At 31.7% G+C, this 13,152-nt stretch carries 15 protein-coding genes; 5 read left to right on the plus strand and 10 right to left on the minus strand.

What is annotated here, in order from left to right; all coding sequences use genetic code 11:
- On the plus strand, window positions 1-939 hold the full coding sequence (locus LG295_RS13730; RefSeq protein ID WP_208182365.1) for a replication initiator protein A: 939 nt from the start codon (window positions 1-3) through the stop codon (window positions 937-939).
- A gap of 433 nt (window positions 940-1,372) precedes the next feature.
- Here the strand turns inward: LG295_RS13730 and LG295_RS13735 are convergent, their stop codons facing one another.
- The 5 genes from LG295_RS13735 to LG295_RS13755 all read right to left on the minus strand — a co-directional run bounded on the left by LG295_RS13735 (window position 1,373) and on the right by LG295_RS13755 (window position 3,882).
- A complete protein-coding gene (locus LG295_RS13735; RefSeq protein WP_237282932.1) occupies window positions 1,373-1,618 on the minus strand; it encodes a hypothetical protein in 246 nt (81 codons plus the stop codon).
- A gap of 96 nt (window positions 1,619-1,714) precedes the next feature.
- Entirely contained in the window at window positions 1,715-1,819 is a 105-nt protein-coding gene (locus LG295_RS13740) for a helix-turn-helix domain-containing protein (protein WP_237282934.1), read from the minus strand.
- Window positions 1,820-2,067: 248 nt separating this feature from the next.
- Complete coding sequence (locus tag LG295_RS13745) at window positions 2,068-2,499, minus strand: DUF334 domain-containing protein (protein WP_404476948.1); 432 nt, start codon at window positions 2,497-2,499, stop codon at window positions 2,068-2,070.
- A 49-nt stretch (window positions 2,500-2,548) separates the two neighbouring features.
- Window positions 2,549-3,538 (minus strand): relaxase/mobilization nuclease domain-containing protein, encoded by a 990-nt coding sequence (locus tag LG295_RS13750; protein WP_208182369.1) that lies wholly within the window; start codon window positions 3,536-3,538, stop codon window positions 2,549-2,551.
- On the minus strand, window positions 3,520-3,882 hold the full coding sequence (locus LG295_RS13755; protein ID WP_203266971.1) for a plasmid mobilization protein: 363 nt from the start codon (window positions 3,880-3,882) through the stop codon (window positions 3,520-3,522). The genes LG295_RS13750 and LG295_RS13755 overlap by 19 nt, the downstream gene beginning before the upstream one ends.
- Window positions 3,883-4,292: 410 nt before the next feature.
- On the opposite strand from LG295_RS13755, the gene LG295_RS13760 reads away from it, so the two are divergent.
- The 4 genes from LG295_RS13760 (at window position 4,293) to LG295_RS13775 (ending at window position 7,406) form a co-directional block, all read left to right on the plus strand.
- The gene (locus LG295_RS13760; RefSeq protein WP_404476951.1) at window positions 4,293-4,721 is read left to right on the plus strand and encodes a plasmid mobilization protein; all 429 of its coding nucleotides are present in this window, start codon (window positions 4,293-4,295) and stop codon (window positions 4,719-4,721) included.
- A gap of 66 nt (window positions 4,722-4,787) precedes the next feature.
- A complete protein-coding gene (locus LG295_RS13765; protein WP_404476953.1) occupies window positions 4,788-5,561 on the plus strand; it encodes a hypothetical protein in 774 nt (257 codons plus the stop codon).
- 122 nt (window positions 5,562-5,683) lie between these two features.
- Window positions 5,684-5,779 carry a type I toxin-antitoxin system Fst family toxin gene (locus tag LG295_RS13770; RefSeq protein WP_107399593.1) on the plus strand — a complete coding sequence of 32 codons (96 nt, stop codon included), beginning with the start codon at window positions 5,684-5,686 and terminating at the stop codon, window positions 5,777-5,779.
- A gap of 391 nt (window positions 5,780-6,170) precedes the next feature.
- Window positions 6,171-7,406, plus strand: coding sequence for a hypothetical protein (locus LG295_RS13775; RefSeq protein ID WP_404476956.1), 1,236 nt, complete (start codon window positions 6,171-6,173; stop codon window positions 7,404-7,406).
- Window positions 7,407-7,435: 29 nt separating this feature from the next.
- On the opposite strand, the gene LG295_RS13780 is transcribed toward LG295_RS13775, so the two are convergent.
- Genes LG295_RS13780 through LG295_RS13800 form a run of 5 tightly spaced genes read right to left on the minus strand, consistent with a single transcriptional unit; the run spans window position 7,436 to window position 13,150 of the window.
- Window positions 7,436-8,911 (minus strand): aldehyde dehydrogenase family protein, encoded by a 1,476-nt coding sequence (locus LG295_RS13780; RefSeq protein ID WP_404476958.1) that lies wholly within the window; start codon window positions 8,909-8,911, stop codon window positions 7,436-7,438.
- 10 nt (window positions 8,912-8,921) lie between these two features.
- A complete protein-coding gene (gene dapA / locus LG295_RS13785; protein ID WP_404476961.1) occupies window positions 8,922-9,803 on the minus strand; it encodes a 4-hydroxy-tetrahydrodipicolinate synthase in 882 nt (293 codons plus the stop codon).
- Between the two features lie 28 nt (window positions 9,804-9,831).
- Window positions 9,832-11,286: a Na+/H+ antiporter NhaC gene (gene nhaC / locus LG295_RS13790; protein ID WP_404476964.1), complete on the minus strand. Its 1,455-nt coding sequence runs from the start codon at window positions 11,284-11,286 to the stop codon at window positions 9,832-9,834.
- Between the two features lie 23 nt (window positions 11,287-11,309).
- On the minus strand, window positions 11,310-12,116 hold the full coding sequence (locus tag LG295_RS13795) for a hypothetical protein (RefSeq protein ID WP_404476967.1): 807 nt from the start codon (window positions 12,114-12,116) through the stop codon (window positions 11,310-11,312).
- A gap of 17 nt (window positions 12,117-12,133) precedes the next feature.
- Window positions 12,134-13,150, minus strand: coding sequence for a proline racemase family protein (locus LG295_RS13800; protein ID WP_404476969.1), 1,017 nt, complete (start codon window positions 13,148-13,150; stop codon window positions 12,134-12,136).
- Between the last annotated feature and the right edge of the window lie 2 nt (window positions 13,151-13,152).

Here is a 13,152-nt window from a genome sequence, read left to right on the forward strand (position 1 = left end):
ATGCCCAATTTTGAGAAATACAATTTATCACAAGTAAAAACTGAAAGGTTTTATCAACTGCCTAAATATTTATTTGAAGATACATATTTCAAGAAAATGTCAGCAGAAGCCAAAATTATGTACGCGTTATTAAAAGATCGTTTTGAATTATCCATCCAAAATGAATGGGTAGATAAAAATAATAACATTTACTTTATTTTCAGTAATAAGCATTTGTGCGAATACTTAGGTTATGCAGAACAAAAAATTATAAAATTGAAAAAAGAGTTAGTAAATTTTAATTTACTAACTCAAGAACGTGTTGGCCTTAATAAACCCAATAGATTGTATTTATTAAAACCCAATTATGATGTTGAAGCCAGTCGTACCAAGGAACTTCCAAATTCACAGTTCCAGAACAATGAATTTGGAAGTTCTGGAACTGTGAATTTAAGTGGTCAAGAACTTCCAAATTCACAGTCTAATGATACTGAATTAAATAATACTGATTATATAGAAACTGAGAATAATGATACGCATGATATGAATGATATATCGAATACTCCAATAAACAATAATCATTCATATCATACAAATCATCAACAAACCGAATTTAATAATGATGCGCTTAAGTTCCAAGTACTCGAAGAATTGCCGCAACAACTTCAAAACTATTTAAGTAAATTTGAAATTAGAGAAATACGAATTATTAAAAGTGTCTTACTCAAAGGGAAGAAATCATTTAATAATGCGCATGATACCTATTACCGTTTAGAAGATGTTGAGTTTGAAATTGTAAGTGTGTTGAAACGTTTTAAAGCGATGCTGCTACAAAAAAATGAAACCGTCGAAGCAATGCAAGGGTATTTAATGCAATCCATTAAAGCTGAACTTGAAGAAACTCATGCACTTTATATGCGACGTCAAAACATGAAACAACATAATATCTTTAATCAATAATTTAAAGTAATCAAAGAAACCTCGAAATATTCAGTTACTGCAATTTGGAACTTTGAATGTAAATGGGCAGTGTCTAAAAATTAGTCACTGGTTTTGATCAAATTTTAGTTCGTGGAATTAAAATATATTTATTTGGCTCATATTTGCATTTTAAGAGCTTATGTAGGCATTTAGGTTAAAACCTATTTGAGTTATCCCTAATTCTTTAAAATACCCCCTTAAAATTCAAATAAAGACAAATAAAAAGCCAATCCAGATAAAATGGATTGGCTTTTTATCTACTTTTGTGAAGTAGATTATAAAAAAACTACTGTTAATAAGCACCCCCAACGTGTTGCCTATATTATAACAAGAACACACATTTATGCCGAGAAAATTTATTAATGTTAAGGGTTCCGAGGCTCAACGTCAATAAAGCAATTGGAATAAAGCATTACTTATATTTTTTACTTAATATATCAGTACCAATAGCTCCAATAATCATTAAAAGTAGTGGTAGGAATGAATAAATTATGGATCCTGATAAGAAACCAATTTCGTTGCCAGTTACTTTAGTAATTATAAATACAATTATTTTTGCAATTATGAATATCAAACCTATGAAAGTTAAAATATCAAAGAAAGATTTCCATTTTGGATATTTTAACTTTTTACTGTCTTGAATTATTTTATTTTTCAAGTAATCATCTCCTTTTAAAAGCTCATCTACTGTGACATTGAATATTTCGCTTATTTTTAGGAGTGTTTCAATATTTGGATATCCTTTTTCATTTTCCTATTTCGAAATTGATTGTCGGCTTATGTTTAATTGTTCTGCTAATTCTTCTTGAGATAAATGGGCTTCTATTCTTTTCTTTTTTAGTATTTTATGAAAATCCATTGTTATTACACTCCTTGTTAAAATATTTTAAAATTCTTTTAAGTATTTTGTAAGAATCTTATAGTTGCAGTATGTAACCGTAAAGTAGCATTAGGATAATTTAAATATATTTGTAATTAAGGTTATAAATAAAACCCCCACTTTACTCTGGAAAGTAGTGGGGGTTTTGCATATGGCGAACCATACTTCACTTGTTACTTATAAAATAACATAATAGATAGCTACTTATAAATACTTTACGTTATATTCTACTTTTCAAACAATCTTAATAGACTTAAGCAAGCCCATAAAATTAAAATAAAGAGTAGATAAGGGACGATATAAGCTATATACCATAAATAGCCCCATGCGGATTGCGCATGTGTAATTGTATGATGCAAGGCACTATACATGCTATCAATACCTAAAATATGTCCCATTTGACCTGTGACAATTGAGGCTAAAGCCATTAATAAAATAACGAAGTATAAAGCCCCAATACCATGCGTCATGCTTTTGATACTCGTTTTAAACGTGCTATTCAACTTTTGATTTTCTTTTAAACTATTATTCAATACTTCATGTTGTTCTCGGTTGGCCATTCGAATACCTTTGAGATCTTCATACATCTCATCTTTTTCTTGTCTGAATGCTTTTGTGACATCCTCAGTTATATGTTTGGTATCAATTTTTGATAACATTTGATTGGAAATTTTAATCACTTTGGTTTCTGTTTTATCTAAGTAGTTTTTAAAGTTCGAGGTCGAAGCCTTTAGTTCGTTTACTAAGTTTTGGTTCTGATTCGATCTGTTTTGCTCTCGCTGCTCGAGCTCGATCATCCTGTTCCCGAGCTTCGCGTTCTGTTCTTTCAGCTCGTTCACGGCGTTTGCGTTCATTGAAGAGGGCTTGGGTTGATTGGTCGAAAGCTGACCAGTTAAGCGTTGTTCTAGGCTGTCTATGCGTTGATTGATCTTTTGGAGTTCGTTCAGGAGTTGTTGATTTTGATTCGTATTTTCTTCTTCTACGTTGTTTCTCGGCTTCAAAGCCATGTGTAATGCCTCCTTTGTCATAAATATCCCCTAATTTGCTGCCACGTACTTTTTTATCTGCTTCTATATGTCTATATGTGATCGTCTTATCCGTCACACGTTCAATAATGATGCCTTTCGGACGTAATTGTTCTTGAAAACTTTCCATATCTGTCGCTTGTGTTTCATCAATGGCGATTCGAATGTCGTTTTTCCATGATTGTTTCCCTTTATCTATGAGATTTTGTTCAGCTTGTGTGTAGCGTATCTCTGCTTGGTCGTTAGGAATGGATAAATCGTGGTTACGGCAAACTTCATCATTTGCCTGTCTGACGTTTTTGAGTGCCTGTTTGTTGTTGTTGAATTTTTTTCCTGTTTCTAAGTTGATGGCATTAATCACGATATGATTATGTACATGATCAGTATCACCATGCGTATAAATCGCCACTTGATGATCAGGCGCTATTTTTTCGGCTAGTTCTAAACCGAGTGCATTACACTGTTCAGGGTTTACTTCTCCTGGTTTAAATGACTGGATAATCACATGACCTTGGTTGCCGTCTGTTTTACCGTAAACTTCGCGAGAAGCTTTAAACGCACTTTTCGCATAATCGATGTCGCAATTTAAACCACTTTTTTCTTCAGCGCGTTTTTCTGCATAGTTAATGGCCCGTGATGTCGATTTCGTAGGACTTATTTTAGTTGTTGCCATATATGATTCAACTCCTTACGCATGATGGCGATATCTTGTTGCATTTGTTCCATATTTGCGCGCTCGCCATACGTATTTAAAGCTTTAGCAATTTGGTTTAAGTTGCTGCCCAACTTACCCATATCTTTGGCCATCGATTGGCGCGTGACTTTGTCTAATTTGGGCGCCACTAATCGAGCCCCTTGTGCCTTGTTTTTAACAAACAAAGGCACACTCATATTCAAAGTTTCAGCCGAAGCCTGTAACTTTGAATATTCGGATTCGCTCACACGAAAACTAATTTGTTTCGGTGCCTTGCGGTCGGGGGTTAGGTTTTTCCCGACAGCTTCGTTCCCTTCACGCATTGTTTTATGTTCACTCACAATCCCACCTCGCTTTCTAACGAAAGATACGTTGTTCCGTTGGTTATATTATAACATAATATAACCTTCCTCACATCGTTTCAGAGGTTTGGCAAGCAATGGGAATGCTAGCCACTTCGTGTCTAGATGCCCTGCTTGTTGGTGGATAAATCCCCCAAGCCCCCTGTGATTTTTTCTGCGAAAAAATAGCAAATACGCATGCGTATTTGCTTAGTCCTTACGCTCAAAAATGTGAGCGTAAATATGAGTAATTACTAAATATAAATATTATTTATATAATTAGTAAATACTCATCAAATATCCCCTCATATGTTAGAATGATAACTAAGCAATCACTCAATCAAAATAGTGTTTATTTTTTGAGTATTTACTTAGTTATGGAGGGGATATCAATGACAGATCAAAATCATAAAAAAGCTAAAACAATCAATATCAATTTAACTGAAGACGAGTATGAAAAAGTAAAGCAACTTGCGGAAATAAGGGATTTAAATCCAACGGCATATACACGACTTACTGCATTAGGCAATCGAATTAAACCGACGATTTTATATCCTGCCGATGAACGTATTGATGAACTTGAAAAAGAGAATCAAGATCTTAAAAAGCAACTTATGGCAGGTTATGGTCAATATGAAGTGACAAGAGAAGATTTCGATAATCTAGAAGAGCAATATTATCAGTATGCAGGCTATGTGAATACATTTAAAGACTTCTTAAAGTATGTGCAAAACGATGCGGAATATATCAATTTAAATGGCTATAAAAATGATGAAAAATTAAAAGAAGAGATTAGGGATGTTATTGAAAAACTGAAATAAAGAGTATGAAATTAAATTAATTAAAAATTTGGAATTACTTGTTTAAGTCGAAAAGAGGAGCATATCATGGTAGCAATTGTAGTACATGCGTTTAAGACATTATTAAAGTTTGTGGATTTTGAAAAAAAGGTTGATTATTATTTTATATTATTGATGAATGTCCTTATTGTTGGGATATGTTTTATGCTTCCAGTATTTATAGATTATTTACTTTTATTAAAAATAAAAGACGAATTTCTTTCTATTATATTATCTATCACTACATATGCTTTTCTTTTTGTGTATTACTTAATGTGCATATTATTAATAAAAAAATCATTGAATTTCTTCATTGTTTTTATAGATAAAGATAAACGGTATTTTATAAAACATAGTTTTAATAGAAATTATTATGAAGAAATGATTAGACTAGATACAGTTAGAGATATAGAAAAACAGATTAATAGTCAAGATGTAGATTATCCTTTAAGAAGATTATATAAGAGCTTACATTATAGATACTATAATCATCATGGAGAAAAATTCGAAGAAATAGCATGTATATTTAACAAATTTTTTTATAAAAGATTTATATTCTCTAAAGAACATAAAAAGAAAAAAATAGCATGGTTGATACTGAGTGTATTTACAATTGTACTAACATTGTTATATTCTACCATCTCTAATATTACTTTTTTGAATGATTCAAGTGCTGCAATGTTAAATTTAATAATTTACAATATCTATTATTTTTTAAGCTTTGGGATACTTTCAATGATTATTGATAGTATAGATAAAAAGAATAATAGGGCGAAAATACTTTTATTAAATTATTTTTCTAAAAAAGATAAGAAATGTTAATCTAATTAAAATACATAATTCAACTTATCGGAAGTGCATATGCTTGCAGATTAACAGATGGTATAATAGGGAAGTCGCCTATCTCTCAGGCGTCAATTTGACGTAGAGAGGAGGTGCAGAAAATGACAGATATTCTTGTTCACATCATGACCACAGCAGCAAGTGGTTGCATTGTCGCTTTCTTTGCGTATTGGCTTCGCAAACGTGATGATAAGTAAAATAGGCGACTAAGTCACACCAAAAACCCCTCACTATTCTCAGTAGTGAGGGGTTTGGTGCATCAAATGCAGATATTCTTGTTAAGTGCATTATAACATCATAGCGTAGGGGAATGCAAAATTATGTTTTTATCTTAATTTTATTGATATATAAATATAATTTTCAGAGTATATTTGGTGCTTTTATTACTTTCATATGAAAAAAGAAAATTAATATTATTTTTAGTGCTGTGATATAGGGATTTATAAATTAAGTTACCTCTATGAAGTTATTTTCAAACTTTTTTTATAACTTGTAATAATATTATGATTAAAATACTTTTAAATGTAAAATAACAACTAATAGATAATCATATACTACTTTTATTTATTTGAGAAAGGTGGCAATTTAATGAGTAATGAGCAAATATTAAACCATGAAATGCAACTATCTAATTATCAGTTACAGTCACTTAAGATGCTCTCCTATAAACAAGAAGACATTATTCAGTATTTATATCGTGTGGAAGATAATTATCCCTATATTCAATATAAATTTAATAACAGCGAAAACACTATGTCTATGGATAATTACAAGAGTTCTGAAACTAATATAAGGGAAGATTTAATTGATCAACTTTTCGATTACAATTTAACAAATAAATATTTTCATATAGCTAAATTCATAATTTTAAATCTTGATAATAAAGGATTTTTTGACATAGACAAAAAATCCTTTTGTAATCAGCAAAATATTACTTTCATAGAATTCCAATCTATTAAAAAAATAATACAAAATTTATCACCTATTGGTTGTGGTAGCGAAAATACATTTGATTTCATCTCATTCCAATTACAGGAAAAAAAATTATGGGATAACACATTATTCGGTTTATTTCGAAATCATCTTGAAGATATTGCGAATGCAAATTTTAATTTCCTTGAGAATTATGATGTTTCACATGAGTCATTTGTAAACTATTTATCCTATATTAAAGATCAAGACATTTTTCCTTATCTTGAATCCAACGCTCCGCAAAATATTATTCCAGAAGCATATATAACTATAAAGAATAAAGAATTTACAATCAAAATGAATGATCATTATATCAATGCTTTATCTCTAGATGAAAGTGCTCCAGTCCACGATAAAATTTATAAACAAAATGAAAGTAAGTTTAATTTTTTAAAAACAATACTTTCAAAGCGAACTGAAACACTATACAAAATAATTAACATGATTATTACTGTTCAATATGAGGGGATCCTCAATAACAATCAATTAAAATACCGTCCTTTAACTCAAAATATGGTTGCAGAAAATATTAATATGCATCCTTCCACTATCAGTCGCGGCATCCATTCACGTTATATACAGATTAATCATACTTTATATAAATTATCTGATTTATTTGTACAACCATATAATTCTACTATTTCAACTCATCATATTAAGCATAAAATTAAATATTTAATTAAAAATGAGCCATTTCGAAACCCTTTTTCTGATGACACCCTTGTTTCTTACCTAAAAGGAGAGGATATTTTTATTTCTAGAAGAACTGTTGCAAAATATCGTAAGGAATTGCAAATTAAAAATTGTAATCAACGTAGGGCAATATACAAAGAAAAAGATGCAAAAAAATAGGAAGGGCATCCCCTCCTATTTTTTTGCATCTATAATTTGACCCATACAAATTTAACTTCTGTATAGTTATCTAACGCGTAACTCCCCATTTCTCTACCAATACCTGACTGTTTGTAACCACCAAATGCTGCAGAAGGGTCTTCTAAGTTATAATCATTTATCCAAACAGTTCCTGCCTCTAGTTGATTTGTTACATTAATTGCTCTTTGAATATCTTTTGTCCATACTGCCGCAGCTAAACCATATTCACTGGCATTAGCTCTTTCCACTACTTCTTGTTCTGTTTCAAACGGTAATATACATGCTACAGGTCCGAAAATTTCTTCTTGAACAATACGCATATCATCTGTTAAATCTGTAAATACAGTAGGGGCTACAAAATATCCTTTACTATCTTCTATACTTTGTTGGTAAGCTATAGTGCCACCTTCTTTTACTCCAATATCTATATATTCTTCAACGCGCTGTTGTTGTTTACGTGAAATTAATGGTCCCATATCTATACCTTTTTCGGTACCAAATCCGACTTTAATATTTTTTGTTTGCTCAATGAATTTTTCAACAAACTCTTTATAAATAGAAGATTGCACAAATATTCTAGTACCAGCGCTACAATTCTGTCCATGATTAAACATTACTCCATCTACTGCAGTTGTTGCTGCTTCAGACAAATCAGCATCTTCAAATATAATATTAGCCGATTTTCCTCCTAGTTCTAAAGTGATGTTTTTAACTGTATCTGCAGCTTTTTTCATTATCCCTTTCCCAGTTTCCGTAGATCCTGTAAAAGCAATTTTACGTATTTTAGGATGGGTTGAAATTGCTTCTCCTGTTACTGGCCCCCTACCGGGAACCACATTAACAACACCTTGAGGTATACCTGCCTCTTTAATTAATTGTGCAGCGTACAATAATGATAAAGGGGTTTGTTCTGCCGGTTTAATTAAAATTGTACATCCCGTTGCAAGAGCCGCCCCCATTTTCCATGAAGCCATGTTCAGTGGGAAATTCCACGGAATAATTTGCCCTACAACACCTATAGGTTCATGTACTGAATAATTAAAATACTCAGGACTTATTGGTGTGGTCTGCCCTAATACTTTAGTAGCCCAACCTGCGTAATATCTAAATTGGTTAATTGCTCCTGGTATGTCGTCTGAAAGCGCGATTTCATATGACTTGCCGTTATCTAATGCTTCTAAATAAGCTAACTCTTCTTTGTTTTCTTCTAATAAATCCGTAAATTTTATGATTAAATCACTACGTTCTTGTGCAGTTAATTGACTCCACTCACCTTTAAAGGCTTTTTCAGCACATTCTACTGCATAATCGATATCTTTTGAATTCGCTTCTGCAACTCGAGTAATAAGTGTATCATCTGCTGGGTTATATACCTCAAAAGTGTTGTGATTTTCACTACTTACGTAATCGTTATTAATGAATAATCCGATATCATGTTTAATAAATTTTTGTACTTTTGCTGGCATTTTGATTGTTTTTGTCATAGTATTCCTCCTAATTTAAAGTTGAAATAATTTCTTTTAATTTTTTTGTTTCTTCTGTGTTTAAGTTTCTTCTTGGTGGCCTACTAGGTCCACCGTTTAATCCTTTAATTTCCATACCTGCTTTAACAATTTGTACATACTTTCCACTATCTTCTATAAATTGCAATAATGGTAAAAGTTTCTTATATATTTCATGTGCAGAATTAAAATCTTTTGACTCTATTTTTTCATATAACTCTTTGGTTAAATTCGGAGCTAAATTTCCTGCAACTGAAACCCACCCTTGAGCTCCCATTACAATAGACTCAAACGCTAAGTCATCACTACCACAGAATAATGTTAAATTATTACCTGTAGCGTAATGTATATCTCTTAATTTTTGAATAGAACCACTCGATTCTTTTAAATGCGTAATATTTTTTACGTTGTTACCTAAATCAATTAATGTATTTTGATCAATATCTATTCCTGTAGTAAAAGGATTGTTATAAATCATGACTGGTAAAGATGTACTCTCAGCAATATCTTTAAATTGATGATAAATTTCTTCATCAGTAGGATGTGCATAATATGAGTTTATAACTAAAACGCCATCTGCCCCTAAATTTTCAGCAGATTGTGTTAAACGAATAGCATCATTTGTATATTCACTTGCCGTACCAACAATAATGGGAAAAGCACCATTTACAGTTGATAGAACTGTTTTAATTATTTCTTCTTTTTCCTTTTCTGTTAATGAAACAAACTCGCCTGTGCTCCCATTTATTACAAGTCCAGAGACTTTTTGTTTAATAAAGTAATTAACATTTTCTTTTAAACCTTCGTAATTTATTTCAAAATTTTCTTTCATAGGTGTTATGATAACTGGGTATACCCCTTTGAATTTTTCCATTTTCATTTCTCCTTTAATGTTTTATTTTTTAATTAATAATATTCTTATCTGCATATTTAGTTTTAATTTTATGATTCTTATAACTCTCTTTTTCACTGTAATAATCATCTGTTTTCCATATGAATATTCCTTTAAAACCGAAAATAATGGAAATAATAAGAACTACAAAGCTATACCATAAGAAAGGTAAATAGTGCATGGTAGATATACCTAAAGTGGTAGCCATAAATACCCCACCATCTGACCATGGAATCATTGGGGTAGTAACTGTACCACCTGCCTCTGAATTCCTAGATAATACGGTACGCTTAATTTTTAATTTATCGTAGTTTTTTTCAGTCATTTTTGTTGCTGTAAGTAATGATACATATGCAGCACCACCAAAGAAATTACCAAATATCCCTGCTAGTAAAGTGGTTAAAGTTAAACGCCCTGAATTATAAGCCCATTCACTAAATATATTACTTATTTTTTGAGTAACACCAATTACTTCCATTAATCCTCCAATACCTAAGGCAATGATTACGAGTAATACTGTCTCGAGCATAAAGGTGATGCCTCCACGATTTAATAAGTTATCAATAAATGAGATGCCAGAAGAAATATCATTACCTCTATATAATATTTTTATACTTTCCACAAAAGGGATGCCTTGGAACCAAACAGACCATAATGCTCCCATTAAGCTTCCGAATAATATTACAGGAACAGATGGAACCTTTAATGCCAATAGAATTATAACTATTATTAAAGGCACCGCCATCCAACCTGAAATGTTAAATTGATCAGATAATTGTCCCATCGCTTTTTCAGCTTGAGCTAAACTACCTTCTTTACTGCTCACTGTAAAGTTAGCTATCCCAAATAGAATTAAAGTAATAATGACACTTGGTATAGAGACGAATGACATTGATTTGATGTGGTCAAACAAGTCCACTCTAGATAATGAAGCTGTCATAACTGTTGTGTCAGATAGTGGCGACATTTTGTCCCCTACGTAACAGCCTGAAATAACTGCTCCTGCCACAAGTGGAAGGGGCAATCCAAAGCTTGTGCCAATTCCTATCATCGCAATCCCTGCTGTTCCTGCTGATCCAAAAGATGTACCAGTCGCCAAGGAAGTTATAATACATATAACAAATGCTGTAACAAGAAAGAACGTTGGGCTTATGATATGCAATCCTGCGTAAATGATACTTGGTACAATACCACTAGCAATCCATGTACCTATTAATGCTCCAATTGAAATCATTACTAGTATTGCTTCCATTCCCTCATATATGCCTTTACATAGACCTGCTTGAAGTTGGTTATAGGAGTAACCTATTTTTAAGCCAACTATAATGATGATGAACCAAATAAGTAATAACGCTACTTGGATTGGTAATCCTAAATAAATCACTACTACAAACATAGTTATAATAAATGCTATAAGTATAAATATGATTTCTTTTCCGGTTGGTAATCTGTAATTGTTATCCATTTTCCCCACCCTTTAGTTTAAGGTCATTGTAAAATGAACCCTTTTTTAAATGGATCTGTTTCAGACATATAAAATTGACTAAAGCTACTTAATGATGCCTCTAAAACAAATTTTTTATCCTGAGTTTTTATATGTTGATTCGTCATAGTAAGTAGACTAGATATATTGTCGAAACGATGATAGATTATAGAATACGCCGCTGAATCTGGCACCCTAACAATTTGATCACTATGCATAATTAAGACACGATGTGTTTTGCTATCAAAATATATATAATTTTCAATATCATTTTGCTGATGGTGTTTTTGATATGCATCATATATTCCCAATATTTTTTGTATGTTCATCGATTTTAAATCTAGAGTTTTAACAAACCCGTAAAGCTTACTATCAACTTTATAAATATCCATTTCTTCTTTTTCTTTAACTAACTCCACTGAAGACACTTTAACTTCCATGTTTTTATCTTCCACTGAATGATTCGTATATAAGCCGTTTACTTCTATATTAAAATTCATATTTGCATTCACTACATTCTGTAACATAAAACGTGTGGCTTTCGAAATTGTTTCTAATTGTACTGAATGGCCAAGAGGCTGAAACGTTACCACTTCACATTTGTCGCCTTTAATAGAGTAAACACAAAATAATAAATAAGGATGACCCCTAGGCTCGTGATACATTGCTGATAATTTTGAAATGTTTTGTTTCATCCAATCCATACTTAACTTTTGGTTAGAAGTAGTTTTAAGTTGTTCAAAAGAAACAAATCTAAATAAACCACCCATTACTTCACAATCATAGCTTGTACATATCAATTGAGTGTTCATTTTATAAACCTCCTATATTAAGTTAATGGCGGGATAAATAAGTAATTATCTTCCTTCGCTTTTTCACTGTAATAAAAATCATGTTTCCCCATTGGCCAAGCCCTACCCGAAATACTAACATCAATATATTCATATCCATTCACGATTGTATTATTTAGCACGATTCCTTTAAAAACAGAACCTATAATACTTTCATGTAAAAATTCATCTCCTTTTTTAAGTTCTTTTTTATAAACAAGCGTAGCCATTTTAGCTGATGTACCTGTCCCGCAAGGAGATCTATCAATACCACCTGGTGGCACAATAACTGTGTTTTTAAAATTAATATCCTTATGAGTCACTTTTTTAGATGAAAACTCAATATGTGTTAAACCTTTAATAAACGATTTTTCTGGATGCTGAACGTTATATTTTTCATTAATTTGATTTCTAATCTCTATAGCTTTTTTAACAATATAGCTGCTATTTTCAGGTATTAATTCAATACCTAATTGGTCAGCATCTATAATGCCGTAAAAATTTCCTCCATAACTAATATCGATAAAAATTTTACCTAGCGTTGCATGTTCGATATTTACAGTTTTCAAATAAAAGCTCGGGACGTTCTTAAAACTAACTTCCTTAACTTCTCCATCTTCTATTTTAGTTTCTGTTTTTACCAAACCTGCAGGAGTATCAATATTAATTCTCGTTATAGGATCAACTTTTTCAACGAAACCAAGCTCAATCAGCGCAGTACAAAACCCAATCGTATCGTGACCACACATAGGTAAGTAACCACCTGTCTCTATATAAATAGCACCAAAATCAGCTTCCTTATTGCAAGGTTCTACCATGATAGTTCCGCTCATTACTTCATGACCTCTTGGCTCGTTCATTAAAAATCTGCGATAGTGATCATAATGTAACTTCATATATTGCATTTTTTCAGCTACTGTATCCCCTATCATTTTAGGCATTCCGCTCAAAACTGTCCGAGTAGGGTTTCCTCCAGTATGTGTATCAAATGTTGAAAACAAACGGTCATATTTCATAA

The organism is Staphylococcus pseudoxylosus (genome assembly GCF_044794325.1).
In the GTDB taxonomy this organism is placed as follows: Bacteria; Bacillota; Bacilli; order Staphylococcales; family Staphylococcaceae; genus Staphylococcus; species Staphylococcus pseudoxylosus.